This window comes from Methylobacterium sp. A49B, from assembly GCF_053346215.1.
The window spans coordinates 80,612-98,287 of the sequence record NZ_JBKFBO010000114.1 but is presented as its reverse complement, the minus strand read 5'-3'; the positions used below and the strand labels follow the sequence as shown (position 1 = coordinate 98,287).

13 protein-coding genes are annotated in these 17,676 nt (G+C 69.8%); 10 read left to right on the top strand and 3 right to left on the bottom strand.

Annotated features, from left to right (window positions below):
• Window positions 1-86: 86 nt before the first annotated feature.
• The 7 genes from ACLBX9_RS20580 (at window position 87) to ACLBX9_RS20550 (ending at window position 11,136) form a co-directional block, all read left to right on the top strand.
• On the top strand, window positions 87-728 hold the full coding sequence (locus tag ACLBX9_RS20580; protein WP_447720247.1) for a hypothetical protein: 642 nt from the start codon (window positions 87-89) through the stop codon (window positions 726-728).
• Between the two features lie 509 nt (window positions 729-1,237).
• Entirely contained in the window at window positions 1,238-3,127 is a 1,890-nt protein-coding gene (locus ACLBX9_RS20575; RefSeq protein WP_447720246.1) for a glycoside hydrolase family 15 protein, read from the top strand.
• Window positions 3,124-5,199, top strand: coding sequence for a transketolase (tkt, locus tag ACLBX9_RS20570; protein WP_447720245.1), 2,076 nt, complete (start codon window positions 3,124-3,126; stop codon window positions 5,197-5,199). The genes ACLBX9_RS20575 and tkt overlap by 4 nt, the downstream gene beginning before the upstream one ends.
• Before the next feature lie 83 nt (window positions 5,200-5,282).
• A complete protein-coding gene (locus tag ACLBX9_RS20565; RefSeq protein WP_447720244.1) occupies window positions 5,283-8,129 on the top strand; it encodes a bifunctional transaldolase/phosoglucose isomerase in 2,847 nt (948 codons plus the stop codon).
• A 143-nt stretch (window positions 8,130-8,272) separates the two neighbouring features.
• Window positions 8,273-9,250, top strand: a complete 978-nt coding sequence (gene gnd / locus ACLBX9_RS20560) for a phosphogluconate dehydrogenase (NAD(+)-dependent, decarboxylating) (RefSeq protein WP_010685804.1) — start codon at window positions 8,273-8,275, stop codon at window positions 9,248-9,250.
• 11 nt (window positions 9,251-9,261) lie between these two features.
• A complete protein-coding gene (gene pgl / locus ACLBX9_RS20555; RefSeq protein WP_010685805.1) occupies window positions 9,262-9,987 on the top strand; it encodes a 6-phosphogluconolactonase in 726 nt (241 codons plus the stop codon).
• 78 nt (window positions 9,988-10,065) lie between these two features.
• Entirely contained in the window at window positions 10,066-11,136 is a 1,071-nt protein-coding gene (locus tag ACLBX9_RS20550) for an HD-GYP domain-containing protein (protein WP_447720243.1), read from the top strand.
• Window positions 11,137-11,156: 20 nt separating this feature from the next.
• Here the strand turns inward: ACLBX9_RS20550 and ACLBX9_RS20545 are convergent, their stop codons facing one another.
• Window positions 11,157-12,281: a 2'-deoxycytidine 5'-triphosphate deaminase gene (locus tag ACLBX9_RS20545; RefSeq protein WP_010685807.1), complete on the bottom strand. Its 1,125-nt coding sequence runs from the start codon at window positions 12,279-12,281 to the stop codon at window positions 11,157-11,159.
• 265 nt (window positions 12,282-12,546) lie between these two features.
• Between ACLBX9_RS20545 and apaG the strand changes: the two genes are divergently transcribed.
• From apaG to speG, 3 genes are read left to right on the top strand one after another with little or no spacing between them, the layout of a single operon-like run.
• Window positions 12,547-12,939 carry a Co2+/Mg2+ efflux protein ApaG gene (apaG, locus tag ACLBX9_RS20540; protein ID WP_010685808.1) on the top strand — a complete coding sequence of 131 codons (393 nt, stop codon included), beginning with the start codon at window positions 12,547-12,549 and terminating at the stop codon, window positions 12,937-12,939.
• Window positions 12,940-12,975: 36 nt separating this feature from the next.
• Entirely contained in the window at window positions 12,976-14,145 is a 1,170-nt protein-coding gene (gene argE, locus ACLBX9_RS20535) for an acetylornithine deacetylase (RefSeq protein WP_447720242.1), read from the top strand.
• On the top strand, window positions 14,142-14,708 hold the full coding sequence (gene speG, locus ACLBX9_RS20530) for a spermidine N1-acetyltransferase (protein ID WP_010685810.1): 567 nt from the start codon (window positions 14,142-14,144) through the stop codon (window positions 14,706-14,708). The genes argE and speG overlap by 4 nt, the downstream gene beginning before the upstream one ends.
• Before the next feature lie 33 nt (window positions 14,709-14,741).
• On the opposite strand, the gene ACLBX9_RS20525 is transcribed toward speG, so the two are convergent.
• Window positions 14,742-15,977 (bottom strand): hypothetical protein, encoded by a 1,236-nt coding sequence (locus ACLBX9_RS20525; RefSeq protein ID WP_447720241.1) that lies wholly within the window; start codon window positions 15,975-15,977, stop codon window positions 14,742-14,744.
• Window positions 15,978-16,146: 169 nt separating this feature from the next.
• A complete protein-coding gene (locus tag ACLBX9_RS20520) occupies window positions 16,147-17,190 on the bottom strand; it encodes an Hsp33 family molecular chaperone (protein WP_447720240.1) in 1,044 nt (347 codons plus the stop codon).
• Window positions 17,191-17,676: the final 486 nt, after the last annotated feature.

Genomic DNA, 17,676 nt, shown 5'->3' with positions numbered 1-17,676 from the left:
ACCGCGAAAAGATCCGGTCCAGCTTCCGCCGCAATGCTGGCCGCATCTTGCAGGTCTCGAAGCGGTCATGGAGATCGGTGATTCGGATGCGCAGGCCAAGTCAGCCCGCCCTCACGGACGCCGCCACGGGCCGCGTCTCGATGCCATTCCTGCCAACGCTGGCCGTCGTGGCACTGCTGGGCGTCGCCTCGCTCTATTGCCCGTCCTCGAATCCGGCCCGGCCTGTCGTCCAGGCGAACGTGGCGCAACTGGATCCTCTCACGACTGAATCTCTTCCCTCGATCCCTGCCGCGCCGTCGCCGACGGCCTTCGTGCGGTCGGGCGCCAACGTTCCTGTGCCGAGCCGGATGCCGGCCTCGCTGGCTTTCGCGGAAGCCTATCCACTCGACGGGCTGGTGACGAAGACGGCACCCTCGACCCTGCACGCGGGAGGTTCTGCTCGGCCGGCGTCGCGCCTCGCCGCCGCGAACCGCCGCTCCTGTCCCGGCCGCCGCTGCCCGGAAGCGCCGCAGCGCGGCGCCGACCCGTTCGCCGCCGCCCACGCCGAGGCCTCAGAGCCCGCAGAGGACGGTTCGCTCCCCAGACCGGCCCTGCCGTTTGTCGACACGGTGGCCGACACTCTGGCCCCCGCCGCCCGTGTCGTCGGAGACGCAGCCGAACTCGTGCGCACCGGCGCTGCGGCCGTGAAGGGCTCCGTGTCCCTAGCGGTGGCCGAGTGCCTGCGCTGAGGCAACGCGCGGACCGAATTTTACGGCCGAGATCTTCGAACCTCGGTGCTGCCGGGCTCCCGCTTCCCTCATGCGGGAAGGGATTGGGAGCGGGGACTGGTGCCAAAGGCGCAGCACTGCCTCATCTTCAACCATCCCCACCCCAGGCTCCTTCCACGAGGAGGGAAAAGCGCTATCGCCGCAGGATGTTGGTGCGATCCTGGAAAGTGTGGGCCGGGTGGCCCGCAGGGTTGGGAGCGAGAGCCGTGGATCCGGCTGTTGCGTCATCTCCAGACGAGGTGGATGTCGCCGAAGCCGTTTCGCCGGGCGAGCCAACCGCAGGCACGGAATGCCCGCGTCCCGGCCGATACCCGGTTCAGTGCGTGCCACGGCGAACGCTGCGTTCCCCTCGACCTCCTACTCTCGACCTCTGACCTTCGAGCGCTTGCCCTAGACCTCTCGCACTCCCGTCCTAGGTGCATCGCAGCGGACGGTCCGGGCAGCCGTCCGTGGACCGGAGCCGGGGCCGGATGGCTGCACGCATCGAGGATTACGCGCTTGTCGGCGATTGCCGCAGCGCCGCGCTGATCAGCCGTCAGGGCAGCGTCGACTGGCTGTGCTGGCCGCGCTTTGACGCGGCTGCCCTGTTCACCAGCCTGCTCGGTACCGAGGCGCACGGTTTCTGGAAGATCTTCCCCGAAGCCGAGCATGTCGAGACACACTGGAGCTATCGGCCGGGCAGTCTCGTGCTGGAGACCCGGCACGTCACGCGCCAGGGCGAGGTCTTGGTCACCGATTTCATGCCGATCGGCGACGGATCTCATCTGGTGCGCCTCGTCGAGGGCGTGCACGGGCGCGTCGCCATGCGGATGGAGATGGCGGTCCGGTTCGATTACGGCTCGGCCGTACCCTGGGTGTCGCGATCGGAACTCGGCGACCTGCGCGCCGTCTCGGGCCCTCACAAGGTGGTGCTGCGCACCGACGTGCACCTCAAGGGCTCGGACGCGCAGACCACGGTCGCCGAGTTCACCGTGCATGCCGGCGACAAGCACCGTTTCGTCCTGAGCTACGGCCCGTCCCACGAGGATGACCCGGTCGCCATCGAGCCGCGCAAGGCGCTCGAGATTGCCGACCAGGCGTGGCGGGACTGGTCGAGCCGCTGCGCCGGCGGGACCGCCTGGGACCGGATGCTGCAGCGCTCCCTGCTGACCCTCAAGGCGCTGATCTACGAGCCCACCGGCGGCATCGTGGCGGCGCCCACCGCCTCCCTCCCCGAGGGGCTCGGCGGCGAGCGCAACTGGGATTACCGATTCTGCTGGCTGCGCGACTCCACGCTGACGCTCATCGCCCTGATGGATGGCGGCTACATCGACGAAGCCCGCAAGTGGCTCGACTGGCTGCAGCGGGCCGTGGCTGGAAACCCCGAGCAGGCACACATCCTCTACGGTATCGGTGGTGAGCGACTGCTGCCGGAGATCGAGCTCGACTGGCTGCCGGGCTACGAGAACTCGAAGCCCGTGCGGATCGGCAACGCGGCCTCCAGCCAGTTCCAGCTCGACGTCTACGGTGAGTTGTTCGACGCGCTCTACCAAGCCCATGCCCGCGGCCTGCCGGTGAGCAAGGACGGATTGCGGGTCGGGCTGGCGATCCTGGGCCATCTGGAGCAGGCGTGGCGCCGGCCCGACGAGGGGATCTGGGAGGTGCGCGGGGGCGCGCGCCACTTCACCCATTCGAAGGTCATGGCCTGGGTGGCGTTCGATCGTGCCCTGCGCATGCACGAGATGCACGAATCCGGCGCCACCGAGGAGCATGCCAAACGCTGGCGCGCGGCCCGGGACGCGATCCACGCGGAGGTCTGCGACAAGGGCTTCGATCCCGAGCTCAACAGCTTCGTTCAATCCTACGGATCGAAGGCGCTCGACGCGAGTCTCCTGCTCATCGCCCATACCGGCTTCCTGCCGCAGGACGATCCCCGAGTGGTCGGCACGGTCGAGGCCATCGGCACGGGGCTGATGCGGGACGGCTTCATCCTGCGCTACGAGACGCAAGGGCAGACCACCGACGGCCTGTCGGGCAACGAGGGGGCGTTCCTGCCCTGCACGTTTTGGTACGCAGACAACCTGATCGGCCTCGGCCGGCGGGACGAGGCGCGGGCGATCATCGAGCGCCTCGTCGGCATCTGCAACGATCTCGGCTTGGTCAGCGAAGAATACGACGTGCAAGCCAAGCGCCTTGTGGGTAACTACCCCCAGGCCTTCACCCACGTCGCGCTCGTCAACACGCTCCTCAGCTATACGCGCGGCGAAGGGCCGGCGGACCGGCAGGGTGGTAAGGGCAATGGAGCTCCTCCCGCCGTCCTGCGGCAGCGCGAAGCCGCGAAGCGGACCGCGCGAGGCGAACTGGAAGATGCGACATCATGAGCGGTGCTGACACTCCCGCCAAGGCGGCCCTCGCTGAGATCGACACGCTCAGCATCAACACGATCCGCACCTTGGCGATCGACGCGGTGCAGAAGGCCAATTCCGGCCATGCCGGTGCGCCAATGGGGCTCGCGCCGGTGGCCTACACTTTGTGGAACCGCTACCTGCGCTACGATCCGGCGCACCCGCACTGGCCGAACCGGGACCGGTTCGTGCTGTCCTGCGGCCACGCCTCGATGCTGCTTTACGGGCTCCTACACCTCGCGGGCGTCGCCGAGAGCGACGGCGGCAACGCTCCGGCGGTGTCGCTGGAGGACATCAAGAAATTCCGCCAGCTCGACAGCCGGACCCCGGGCCATCCGGAATACCACTTCACCACCGGCGTCGAGACCACCACGGGGCCGCTCGGCCAGGGCGTCGCCAACTCGGTGGGCATGGCGATGGGCAGCCGCTTCCTGGCCCAGCACCTGAATCGGCCGAACCTGCCGCTGTTCGACTACAACGTCTACGCGGTCTGCTCGGACGGCGACCTGATGGAGGGCGTGGCCTCGGAAGCCGCCTCGCTGGCCGGCCACCTGCGGCTCGCCAACCTCTGCTGGATCTACGACGACAACACCGTCACCATCGAGGGCCACACGGAACTCGCCTTCGGCGAGGAGGTGGCGACCCGGTTCCTGGCCTATGGCTGGCAGGTGCTGCGCGTCGCCGACGCCAACGACGTCCATGCGCTCGCGGGCTCGATCGAGACCTTCCTCGCCACGAACGACCGGCCGACGCTCATCATCGTCAAGTCGGTGATCGGCTACGGCGCGCCGAAGAAGCAGGGCACCTCCAAGGCCCACTCGGACGCTTTGGGCGAGGACGAGGTGAAGGGCGCCAAGCGCGCGTATGGCTGGCCGGAGGATGCCCAGTTCCTCGTGCCGGACGGCGTGCAGGAGAATTTCCGCAACGGCATCGGCAAGCGCGGCGCCGGGCTCTACGATGCCTGGCAGGGCCTGCTCGCCGAAGCCAAGGAGGCCGATGCCGACCACGCCGAAGATCTGAACGCCTTCCTGGAGGGCCGCCTGCCCGCGGGCTGGGACAAGGACATCCCGGTTTTCGAGCCGGACGCGAAGGGCCTCGCGACCCGCGAATCCTCCGGCAAGGTGTTGAACGCGATCGCCCAGCATGTGCCGTTCCTGCTCGGCGGCTCGGCCGACCTCGCGCCGTCCAACAAGTCCAACCTGACCTTCGAGGGCGCGGGCTCGTTCGGCCCGTTCTCGCCGGGCGGCCGCAACCTGCATTTCGGCGTCCGCGAGCATGCCATGGGCTCGATCGTGAACGGGCTCGGCCTCTCCGGGCTCAGGGCCTACGGCGCGACCTTCCTGGTCTTCGCCGACTACATGCGGCCGCCGATCCGGCTCGCCTCGCTGATGGAGCTGCCGGTCTTTCACATCTTCACCCACGACTCGATTGGTGTGGGGGAGGACGGGCCGACCCACCAGCCGGTGGAGCAGCTCCTGTCGCTGCGCTGCATCCCGGGCCTCGTGACCCTGCGCCCGGCCGACGCCAACGAGGTCGCCGAGGCCTACCGGGTGATCTTCACGCTGAAGAACCAGCCGGCGGTTCTCGCCCTCTCGCGCCAGCCGCTGCCGACCCTCGACCGCGCGAAGTACGGGGCCGCCTCCGGCACCGCCCAGGGCGGCTACGTGCTGGCCGACAGCGAGGGCACGCCCGACGTGATCCTGCTCGCCTCGGGCTCCGAGGTGCAGCTCTGCGTCGGTGCCTACGAGGCCCTGAAGGCCGAGGGGGTGAAGGCCCGGGTCGTGTCGATGCCGTCCTGGGACCTGTTCGAGCGCCAGGACGAGGCCTACCGCGACTCGGTGCTGCCCCCCGCCGTCAAGGCCCGGGTGGCGGTGGAGCAGGGCAGCGTCATCGGCTGGGACCGGTACGCCGGCTCCGAGGGCGCGATCATCGGCATGCACACTTTCGGCGCCTCTGCGCCGATCAAGGATCTTCAGACCAAGTTCGGTTTTACCCCCGAGAAGGTGCTGGAGACCGCGAAGGCGCAGGTGACCAAGCACAAGAAGTAGCTTGACGGCTTCCGCCTCCCTCCAGCTGGGGGGAGGCGAGTGCGTTCCGGATCCGGGACGCAGTCCGCTGACGAGGAAACGACATGAACGCGCTCAAGGCCCTGCACGACGAACAGGATCAGGCGGTCTGGCTCGACTTCGTGGCCCGCGGCTTCATCGCGAAGGGCGAGCTGAAGCAGCTCGTGGAGCGCGACGGACTTCGGGGCGTCACCTCGAACCCGTCGATCTTCGAGAAAGCGATCGGTCACTCGGACGAGTACGACGACAGCCTGAAATCCGTGCAGGCGACCGGCGACAGCCGCGTCATCGATCTCTACGAGGGGCTCGCCATCGCCGACATCCAGGCGGCGGCCGACGTGCTCCGCCCGGTCTACGAGGCGAGCGACGGCGCCGACGGCTACGTCAGCCTTGAGGTCTCGCCCTACCTCGCCCTCGATACCGAGGCGACGCTCGCCGAGGCGCGCCGCCTGCATAAGGCTGTCTCCCGCGACAACCTCATGGTGAAGGTGCCGGCGACCCCCGAGGGCATCCCGGCGATCCACCAGCTCACCTCCGAGGGCATCTCGATCAACGTCACCCTGCTGTTCTCGCAGGAGGCCTACGAGGCCGTGGCTCGCGCCTTTATCGACGGCCTCGACGCGCGCGCGAAGGCCGGCCACGACGTGTCGCGGATCGCCAGCGTGGCGAGCTTCTTCATCAGCCGGATCGACGTGCTTGTCGACAAGCTCCTCGACGAGAAGATCGCGCAGGCCAACGACCCGGACGAGAAGTTCGCCCTGGAGCAGCTGAAGGGCAAAGTGGCGATCGCCAACGCCAAGCTCGCCTACCAGCGCTACAAGGCCATCTTCGCCGAATCCAAGTGGACCGCCCTCGCTGAGAAGGGCGCCAGAGCGCAGCGCCTGCTCTGGGCCTCCACGGGCGTGAAGAACAAGGCCTACTCCGACGTCCTCTACGTCGAGGAGCTGATCGGGCCGAACACCGTCAACACGATGCCGCCCGCCACCATGGACGCGTTCCGCGACCACGGCGTGGTGCGGGCCACGATCGAGGAGGACGTGCCGGGCGCCGAGGCGGTGATGAACCGCCTCGCCCGGGCCGGGATCAACATCGAGGCGGTCGCCGAGCAACTGGTGAAGGAGGGCGTGCAGCTCTTCATCGACGCCGCCGACAACCTGCTGGGCGCCGTCGCAGGCAAGCGCGTCGCGCTGCTGGGTCACCGGCTGGACGGCCAGAGCCTCGCCATGGACGACACCCTGGCGGCCGAGGCGAAGAAGGCTGTCGAATCCTGGCGGGCCAGCGGGTCGATCCGCCGGCTCTGGGCGGGCGACGCCTCGGTCTGGTCCGGCCACGACGAGGCGAACTGGCTTGGCTGGCTGCACATTGTCGAGGATGAGCTGGAGAAGGCCGCCGACTACGCTGCCTTCTCCGACTGGGTGAAGGCGCAGGGTTTCACCGACGCCGTGGTGCTCGGCATGGGTGGGTCGAGCCTCGGCCCGGAGGTGCTGAGCCTGACCTATGGCCAGCGCGAAGGTTTTCCGAAGCTCCAGATCCTCGACTCGACCCACCCGGATCAGGTGCGCGCCCTGGAGGCGAGCATCGACCTGGGCAAGACGCTGTTCATCGTCGCGTCGAAGTCCGGCTCGACGCTGGAGCCCAACGTGTTCCGTGACTACTTCCTGGCCCGCGCCAAGGCGGTGCTCGGCGACCGGGCCGGCGACCATTTCGTCGCCGTGACCGATCCGGGCTCCGACATGGAGCGCGCCGCGAAGGCGGACAACTTCAAGAAGACCTTCTACGGGGTGAAGCAGATCGGCGGGCGCTACTCGGTGCTCTCGGCCTTCGGCCTCGTGCCGGCCGCCGCCATGGGCCTCGACGTGAAGGCTCTCTTGGAGACGGCGCGCATCATGGTCCGTTCCTGCGGCCCGGCCGTGCCGCCGGCCGTGAACCCGGGCGTGCTCCTCGGCACGGCCATGGGCGCGGCGGCGCTGGCCGGCCGCGACAAGGTGACGATCGTCGCCTCGCCGGCCATCGACAGCTTCGGCGCCTGGGCCGAGCAGCTCATCGCGGAATCGACCGGCAAGCAGGGCAAGGGCCTCGTGCCGGTGGACGGGGAACCGGTCGGCGTTCCGGCGGTCTACGGGCACGATCGGTTCTTCATCTACCTGCGCGTCGACGGCAAGGCCGAGGCGGCGCAGGATGAGGCCCTGCGCGCCCTGGAGCGAGACGGCCATCCGATCGCCCGCATAACCCTCGACTCCATCGAGCAGCTGCCGCAGGAATTTTACCGCCTGGAGATGGCCACCGCGGTCGCCGGTGCGGTGATCGGCATCAACCCGTTCGATCAGCCCGATGTCGAGGCCAGCAAGGTCGAGACCAAGAAGCTGTTCGCGGAGGCCGAGGCGAGCGGTGCCCTGCCTTCCGAGACCCCGCTCTTCGCCGACGACGCGGTCGCGCTCTACGCGGATCCGCGGAATGCCGAGGGCCTGCCGCAGGCATCCGACGGCCTGGAGGTCGCGCTGAAGGCACAGCTCGCCCGGCTCAAGGACGGGGACTATCTCGGACTGCTCGCCTACGTGCCGCGCGACGAGCGTGCGGCTTCGATCCTCCAGGAGGCGCGGATCGCCGTGCGCGACGTGCGGAAGGTCGCGACCTGCCTGGAATTCGGCCCGCGGTTCCTGCACTCCACGGGTCAGGCCTATAAAGGTGGCCCGGACACCGGCGTGTTCCTGCAGATCACCGCGGAGCCGTCGCAGGATCTCCCCATCCCCGGCCGTAAGCTCGGCTTCGCCACCGTGGTGGCCGCGCAGGCGCGGGGTGATTTCGCGGTGCTCGCCGAGCGCGGCCGCCGGGCGCTCCGGGTTCACATCAAGGGCGACCTTGAGACCGGGCTGAAGCGCGTGGCGTCGGCGCTGAAGGCGGCTGTGGCGTAGGTGGCCAACCCTCTCTCCTCCCCCTTGCGGGGAGGAGCCGGAGGTGGGGGTGGCGCAGGATAGACCGCGCCGCTCGATCCTGGACCACCCCCACCCCTGACCCCTCCCCGCAAGGGGGAGGGGAAATCTGGAGGAGAGCAGCGATGCAACTCGGCATGATCGGCCTCGGCCGGATGGGCGGCAATATCGTCCGGCGCCTCCTGCGGGACGGGCACACGGCGGTGGTGTTCGATCAGAACCCGGCGGCCGTTGCGGCCCTGGTCGAGGCCGGTGCGGTCGGCGCGTCGAGCCTGGAGGACTTGGTCGCCAAGCTGGAGGTGCCGCGTGCGGCCTGGGTGATGCTGCCGGCCGGCGCGATCACCGAGGAAGCCGTCCAGACGCTCTCGAATCTGATGCAGTCCGGCGACTGCGTTATCGACGGCGGCAACTCCTTCTACGGCGACGATGTGCGGCGCGGCCTTGCCCTGAAAGAAAAGGGCCAGCACTACGTCGATGTCGGTACGTCGGGCGGCGTCTGGGGCCTGGAGCGCGGCTACTGCATGATGATCGGCGGCGACACGGAAACCGTCGACCGGCTCGACCCGATCTTCAAGACTCTGGCGCCGGGCATCGGCGATATACCGAAGACGCCGAACCGCGAGGGCCGCGACCCGCGCGCCGAGCAGGGCTACATCCATGCTGGGCCGACCGGCGCCGGACACTTCGTGAAGATGGTCCATAACGGTATCGAATACGGGCTGATGCAGGCCTATGCGGAGGGTTTCGACATCCTCCGTCACGCCAATTCCCAGGACCTGCCGGCCGAGCGACGATTCGATCTCGACATGGGCGATATCGCCGAGGTCTGGCGGCGCGGCAGCGTCGTGTCCTCGTGGCTCCTCGACCTCACCGCCCAGGCGCTCGCGGGCGACGAGCAACTCACGGACTTCTCCGGCTACGTCGAGGATTCCGGCGAGGGGCGCTGGACCATCAACGCCGCCATCGAGGAGGGCGTACCGGCGACGGTCCTCTCCGCGGCCCTCTACCGCCGCTTCCGCTCCCGCGAGCATGCGAGTTACGCCGACAAGCTCCTGTCGGCGATGCGCAAGGGCTTCGGCGGCCATCAGGAGCCGAAGAAGTAGAGGGCAGTCCCATGAGCCTTCCCGCCGGTACCCATATCCTGAAGGATGCGGAGGCGGTCGCCCGCGAGGCGGCCGAGCGGCTCATCGTGGCATGCGGCGAGAACCACGCGGAGCGGATCGCGATCTGCCTCTCGGGCGGCTCGACGCCCAAGGTTCTGTACGGCCTCCTCGCCGGACCGGACTACGCGACCAGGGTGCCGTGGGAGCGGATCCACTGGTTCTTCGGCGACGACCGGGTGGTGCCCTGGGACGATGCGCGCAGCAACGTCCGGATGGTCCGCGAGGCCTTCGGCCACGGCGCGCGGATCCCGCCGACCCACCTGCACTTCATTCCTTCGGACGAGGGCGCGGAAGCTGGGGCTCGCGCCTACGAGCGCACGCTGCTGGACTTCTACGGGGCCGACAGCCTCGATCCAGACCGGCCCCTCTTCGACCTCGTGCTCCTCGGATTGGGCGAAGACGGGCACACCGCCTCCCTCTTCCCCGGCAAGCCGGCCGTGGCGGAGACCGGCCGTTTAGTCGCGCCAGTGCCCGAGTCCGGGCTGGCACCGTTCGTGCCGCGCATCACCCTCACCTTCCCGGCACTCGCCTCCTCCCGGCACGTGCTGTTCCTGGTGACCGGCGCGGGCAAGCGCGCCCCTCTAGCTCGCCTCGCTGCGGGCGAGACTCTGCCCGCCGGGCGCGTGACCAGCTTCGGCGCGGTCGCGTGGCTCCTCGACGCAGCTGCAGCCGGCTAACGCTTCCGCCTGGCGTTACGGTCTGGCAAGGTCGCGGTGGTAGACCCGGCGGGGCGGGTATGCCGCCTCAAGGGCCAGATGCGCGCGGGCACCCTCGTCCTCTACACCGACCAGCCGACGCGCCGCGCCGATCTTCTGCGCGCGCTCGAGGCGTTCGCGCCCTGCGTGATGCTCCATGCCGCGGAGGCGCCCCCGAGCGATCCATGCCTCGCCGTCATCGGCGACCTCGACCTGCTCCGGCCCTGCCCACTCATCGGTCTGCGCTCACTCCTGGTCGCCTCGCCCGCGCTGCCGCGCCTCTTCCTGCTGCGCAGCATGGGCTCGCGCAGCCTGTCCGCGGCGCGCAGCCTCGGCGGGCGGCTCTGCTTGCCGGCCGACACGCCGGTCGCCACCGTGGTCGAGGCCCTGCGCGTGGCCGTCAGATCCCCAGCCCCGATGGAGAGGCCGACGCAGGTCGAACCGGGCGAGCCGCTCGTGGCCCAGGCGGCCGACCGGGCCGGCGCTGTCATCGCCAACCTTCTCGATTCCGCGCGCGAGACCGGGAGAGTCGACGCCGCGCTGATCGACGAGGGCCTCGATCCGATCCTCGGCGCGATCAGGGTCGGCGGTCTCACCGCGTGGCTCGAGACAGTCCGCGCCTACGATGACGCCACGTACCAGCACTGCCTGCTGGTGGCGGGTCTGGCCGCGACCTTTGCCATCGACCTCGGCTTCTCGGCGGCGGACCGCCAGCTGCTGGTGCGCGCCGCCCTCGTCCATGACGTCGGCAAAGCCAGAATCCCGCTGGCGATCCTGAACAAGCCCGGCCCCCTCGATCCGGCCGAGCGCGCGGTGATGCGCGAGCACGCAGCCCTGGGCCACGAGATCCTCGTGCAGGCCGGCGGGTTCGACCGGATAGTCCTCGACGTGGTGCGCCACCACCACGAGATGCTCGACGGGTCGGGCTACCCCGATGGGCTGAGGGGCGCGGCCATCCCCGACATCGTCAGGCTGATCACCGTCTGCGACGTCTACGCAGCCTTGGTGGAGCGCCGTCCCTATCGACCGCCCCTGCCGGCGGCGGATGCCGTGAAAATCCTGCACGGCATGGAGGGTAAGCTCGACGCGGACCTCGTCCGCGCGTTCGAGCGCTCCGTGATCGGCTCCTGATCCGGATCCCGGCGCCCTGACTACAGGACGAAGTGCTTCGAGAGCTTCAGACCCTGGGCCTGATAATTCGAGCCGGCGCCGGCCCCATAGAGCGTCTCGGGCAGGTTGAGCATCCGCTCGTAGACGAGGCGGCCGACGATCTGGCCGTCCTCCAGCAGGAACGGCACGTCCCGCGAACGCACCTCCAGCACGGCGCGGGCCCCTGCGCCGCCCGCTCCGGCATAGCCGAACCCGGGATCGAAGAAGCCCGCGTAGTGAACCCGGAACTCGCCGACCAGGGGATCGAACGGCACCATCTCGGCGGCGTGGTCGGGCGGGACTTGGACCGCCTCCTTCGACGCCAGGATGTAGAACTGGCCCGGGTCGAGAATCAGGCTCCCCGATCCGTCGGCCGCCAGTGGCTCCCAGAAATCCGCGGCCCGGTGACGGCCCGGCGCGTCGACATCGACGAGCCCCGTGTGGCGCTTCGCCCGGTAGCCGACGAGGCCGTCGAAGCCAGCGAGATCCACCGAGACGGCCACGCCGCCCTGGAAGGACGGGCTGCCCGCGTCGACCAGCGCCGAACGCGCATGGAGCAATCCGAGCTCGGATTCGGTCAGACGTGGCGCCCCCCGGCGGAAGCGGATCTGGGAGAGGCGCGAGCCGGTCCGGACCAGGACCGGGAAGGTGCGCGGCGAGATTTCCGCGTAGAGCGGCCCGGTATAGCCTGGCTCGACCTGATCGAACGCCTCGCCCCGGTCGGTGATGACCCGGGTAAACACGTCGATGCGGCCGGTGGAGCTCTTCGGATTGGCCGCGGCCGCCAGATCGCCCGGGAGGGCCAGGCTCTCCTGGAGTTCGGCGATGTAGACGCAGCCCGTCTCCAGCACCGCGCCGGGACGCAGATCGATCGCATGCAGCGACAGGCGCTCGACGCAGGCCTGGACCGTACGGCCCGAGCCGGGCAGGAAGCTCGTGCGGACCCGATAGGCCCTGTCGCCCAGGCGCAGATCGAGGCTCGCGGGCTGGATCTGATCGGCGGCGAATGCGCGCGCGGGGCGGATGCCGCCCGAGGCCGCGAGGGCGGCGATCGCCTGGCCCGGCAGGATCCCGGCGCGGCCCTCCGCGCCCGAATCGGCGGCTTCCTTGCCTGCGCCCGCGTTCATCGCGCCCCTGACTCCCTCGCGCGCCACCGGCAGGTCCGCGTCCGCCGTCCGTTTTCGCCGGGACTGGCTAATGGGGGCTTAACCCGTCTCGGCCGTCCCGTCATGCTGGGCCGGTCGTCCTGGCCGGGAAGCGGGGCGGTTCGGCAATCCGCGAGGTAGTCCGCCGCAATTGACGGCGATTCCGCTGCCTACTACCACCGGCCATGGAGCGCGTTTCATTCTGCTTCGTCGAATCGCACCGTCCGAAGAAGGGCCTAATAGGGCGATGTACAAGGCCGAGACGCGGGGAATTAGCGTGACGGTTCAGTCCCGCTTCGTCGAGGAGGAGTCCTCGCCGAACGAGAGCCGATACTTCTTCGCCTACACGGTTGAGATCGTGAACAACGGCAGCGTGCAGGTTCAGTTGCGCTCCCGTCATTGGCGCATCATCGACGGGCACGGTGCTTGTCAGGAGGTGCGCGGAACCGGCGTCGTCGGCAAGCAGCCGGTGCTGGAGCCCGGGGAGTCCTTCTGCTACACGAGCGGCTGCCCGCTGAACACGCCCGACGGGCTGATGGCCGGCAGCTACACGATGGCGACGGTGGCCGGTGAGAGCTTCGAGGCCGAGATCCCCGCCTTCTCCCTCGACAGCCCGCACGTCCGCCGCAGCCTGCACTGAGGTCCCGGCAGCCGGGGCCCCGCTCCGGAGGAATCCATGTCCGCGACCGGCGAGCGGCTGAGCCCGCTCGACATGCTCGCCCGCCTCGTGTCCTTCGACACCGAGAGCGACAAATCGAATCTCGCCCTGATCGAGTCCGTCTGCGCCTATCTCGACGGATGGGGCATTCCCTCTCTGCGCCTGCCGAACGCCGCGGGCGACAAGGTGGCCCTCCTCGCCACGGTCGGCCCGATGGTCGACGGGGGCGTCGTGCTCTCGGGCCATACCGACGTGGTGCCGGTGGCCGGCCAGTCTTGGACCAGCGACCCGTTCAGGCTGCGCGTCTCGGACGGCCGGGCCTACGGTCGGGGCGCCGTCGACATGAAGGCCTTCGACGCCCTGGCGCTGGCGCTGGTGCCCGAGATGCTCGCCGCCAGCTTGAGGCGGCCGATCCATATCCTGCTCTCCTACGACGAGGAGACCACCTGCCTCGGCTCGATGGACGGGATCGCCCGCTTCGGCGCCGACCTGCCGCGGCCGGCGGCGGTGATCGTCGGCGAGCCCACCGGGATGGAGGTCGCGGACGCGCACAAGAGCATCGTCACCTGCCTCACCACCGTCCACGGCCACGAGGCCCATTCCGCCCGGCCCGCCCTCGGGGCGAACGCCGTGTCGGCCGCGTGCGAGCTGGTCGCCGGCCTCAACCGGATCGCCGACCTGATGATCGAGCGCGGCGATCCCTCGGGCCGGTTCGATCCGGCCGCGACCACGGTCCATGTCGGGACGATCCACGGCGGCACGGCCCGCAACATCCTGGCCAAGGAATGCCGGTTCCACTGGGAGTATCGCGGCCTGCCGGACCTCGACCCGGCCGAGATCCCCCGCCTCTTCGCCCGGGAGGTGGAGCGGGTCACCCGCGAGCGCCTCAACCGTTACGGCGACTTCGGCCGGATCGAGACCCTGGAGGAGGTCGACATCCCCGGCCTCGCCCCCGAGCCGGGATCGGACGCCGAGCGGCTCTGCCTGCGGCTCGCCGGCCGCAACCGCACCATCGCGGTGCCATACGCCACCGAGGCCGGGCAGTTCCAGGCGGCAGGCCTCCCGACCGTCGTCTGCGGGCCCGGCGACATCGCGCAGGCTCACCAGCCCGACGAATTCATCACCCTCGACGCCCTCGGACAGGGTGAGCGGTTCCTGCGCAACTTGATCGAGGCCTGTGCGTCATGAACGCCATCACCGGAATCACCATCAAGCTGCGGCCGCTGGAGCGGGAGGATCTGCGCTTCGTCCACCAGCTCAACAACAACGACAGCATCATGCGCTACTGGTTCGAGGAGGCCTACGAATCCTTCGCCGAGCTGCAGCAGCTCTACGAGCGCAACATCCACAACCAGACCGAGCGGCGCTTCATCGTGGCCGATCCGGGCGGCGAGCCGGCCGGGCTGATCGAGCTCGTGGAGATCAACCATCTCCACCGGCGTTGCGAATTCCAGATCGCGATCCACCCGAGCTTCCAGGGGCGGGGCTACGCGTGGCAGGCGACAAGGATCGCCATGGATTACGCGTTCAGCGTGCTCAACATCCACAAGCTCTACCTGCACGTGGACCGGGACAATGCCCGGGCGGTGCGCATCTACGAGCGCTGCGGCTTCCACGCCGAAGGGGTACTGAAGGACGAGTTCTTCGTGAACGGGCGCTATCGCGACGCGGTGCGGATGTGCCTGTTCCAGCCTGATTACCTCAAGGCCCGCGGCGGTGGTGACATCGCCGAGCCCGTGCTGAAGGTGTGAGGGAGGGGCCGGAGCCCCTCCCCCTCGTACCGCTCAGTTGCGGCCGGCACCCGTCGTCTGCGCGCCCGACTGGCCGCCCGACCGGCCTGCGCCCTGGGCACCGCCCATGCTGCCGCCGCTCATGCCGCCACGCTCGGCGCCGCCCGTCCGGCCGCCCTCGTTGCCGCCGGCCTTCATGCCGCCCTGCTGGCCGCCACGGTCCGAGGCGTTCCGGATGCCATCCTGCTGGCCGCCGCGCATGTCGCTGTTGCGCATGCCCTCGTTCCGGCCATCACGGCCGGCTTTCCGGTCCATCCCGCGATCGGCGTTGCGGTCATTGCCCCGGTCCATCCGGCCGTCGTTCCGCCCCTCGGTGCGCGAGGCGTTCCGGACGCCGTCCCGGCCGCCGTGGTTGTCGAACCGCGCGCCGGCGCGCTGCTCGGAACGGAAGCTCGCACTGACGGTGCCGCCGCCGCTCAGGCGACGGTACTCCGCGGAACCATAGCGGACCCGCTGGCCGCGGATCGTGACGAAGCGATCCTCCTGCACCGAGACGAGGCGGCGGTATTCGGGCGACCCGTACAGCACCCGGTGGCCGCGGATCACGACGTAGCGCTCGCGCGGGCCGGTCTCACGGACGCTGACCAGACGGCGGTACTCGGGCGAGCCGTACAGCACGCGCTGGCCGCGGATCACGACGTAACGCTCGCGCGGTCCGCGGTTCTCGGTGACGATCAGGCGGCGGTACTCGGGCGAGCCGTAGACCACCCGGCGGCCGCCGATGAAGACGTAGCGGCCCTCGCGGCGGAAGCCGCCCTCGACGCGGCCGCCGCGGATGTCGGTCCGGCTGCTGACGTCGGTCCGGCTGCTCACATCGGTCCGCCCGCGGACATCGGCGCGGTCCCCGCGGCGGTCGCCGCGATCCGCGCGCGCGCCGTTCCGGTCGCCGCGCTCGTTCCGCTCCGCGCGGGCACCATCGCGATCACCGCGCTCGGCGCCGGCGCGACCGCGATCCTGGGCCATCCGCCCCTCGCCGCCCGCATCCCGGCCCTGTGCCGACCGGCCCGCATCGGCGGAGCCGCGCTCCGCCGACTGGCCGCCCTGCGCGCCGCCGCGCTCGGCGCCGCCCATGCGACCGCCCTCGGCCCCGGACTTCATGCTGGATTCGGCCCCGCCCTGACCGGCGCGGCCGCCCATTCCGTCTGCGCCCCGCCCGGCGCCGCCCTGCTGCTGCGCATACGCCGAGGTGCTGATCAGCAGCGCGGCCAACCCGATGGACAATTTCCGCATGGCGAACTCTCCAATGTTGAATCTGCCACGCAACGTCGAAGATTGCGGAACGGTTCAGCCTGGAGGGCCCAAAAATTTACGCAACGAATACCGAGGTCAACTCGTTTCGCGCGATGAAGCTTGACCGTAGGCGTCGTTCTACTGGTCGTCGGCACGGGTGATTCTGCCTCTACTGGCGCGGCTGCTCCGCGATCTCGGCCTCGACCTCCTGTGGATCGAGATCGTAGCGCCGGGAGCAGAATTCGCAGGTGATGACGATGCGTCCATCGTCCGCCACCATGTCGCGCCGCTCCTGCGGGGTGAACGAGCGGATCATGCCCATCACGCGCTCGCGCGAGCAGCGGCAGGTCTCGTGGACCGGCTGCCGCTCGAACACCCGCACGCCGCGTTCGTGAAAGAGCCGGTAGAGCAGGGTCTCGCTCGACACGTTGGGGTCGACCAGTTCGTGATCCTCGATCGTGGCGACCAGGGAGCGCGCCTCCACCCAGGCGTCGTCCTCCGGCGCGTCGCCCGAGAGATGCGCGTGCCCCTCCGGGATGTCGCCCGGCGGCAGGTCCGCGAGGCGGGCGCGGTCGATCGACTGGGGCAGGAACTGTACGACAAGGCCGCCGGCCCGCCAGCGCCCCTCGCCCTCCCCCACGGCCTCGGCCACCGCGAGGCGGACCTCCGTGGGAATCTGCTCGGACTGGCGGAAATACTGGTGTGCGGCTTCCTCCAGGCTCTGGCCCTCGAGGGCGACGACGCCCTGGTAGCGGCTCGCCGCGGTGCCCTGGTCGATGGTCATGGCCAAGTGGCCGGTACCGATCAGGTCGGCATCCTTGAGCGGTCCGGATCCGAGGGCGGTCACCCTGTCGGCCTCGAACCGCGCGGTGGCGCGCAGCCGGTCGGGCGCCTCGAAATCGACCACGATCATCGACACCGGACCGTCGGTCTTGGTCTGGAGCTGGAACCGCCCCTCGAACTTGAGGGAGGAACCGAGCAGCACCGTGAGTGCCGCCGCCTCGCCGAGGAGCCGCGCGACCGGGTCCGGATAGCCGTGGCGGCGCAGGATCGTGTCGACGGCGGGCCCCAGCCGGACGACACGCCCGCGCACATCCAGCGCCTCCACGGCGAAGGGCAGCACGGCGTCGTCCGCCCCCGCGTGGCCGTTGCCGGCGGCGGGGGGCTGCGACTGGAATGGCGACTGGGATGGCGACTGCGTTCCTGAGGTCATGCCCTCTCCGATCGATGAGTCCGGCGCCCGTCACGACCCGTTCGCGGATCGGGCGGCCGCCCGGGCGGAGCCGTGTTCCGGGTGGGCCGGGCCGCGTGAGGAATGGACCTTGACGGAGCGATCGATCCCTCACCCCGCCCGCGCCCGAGCGGAGGCGCGGAACGCCGTATCCGGTGCCGGGACGCCGCCTGCCGGCGGCCGTGATGGGGAGGCGGACGGCGTCGGCCGCCCGCTCATGCCTATATGGTGCGCCGCTTCTCCGAGCGCGAGCCCAGGGCTCAGCGGATGTGCGGTGGGCTGCCGACGGTAAACGCCAGTGCCGGCGGCGCGTTGATCGGACGATCCCACCCACCGCCTCATCCTGAGGTGACCGCGAAGCGGGCCTCGAAGGAGGGCTTCAGGGATCTCGGAACGATCTGGAGGGCTCCTTCGAGGCCTCCGCTACGCACCGGCACCTCAGGATGAGGGGGGTGGATGGGAAGGCCG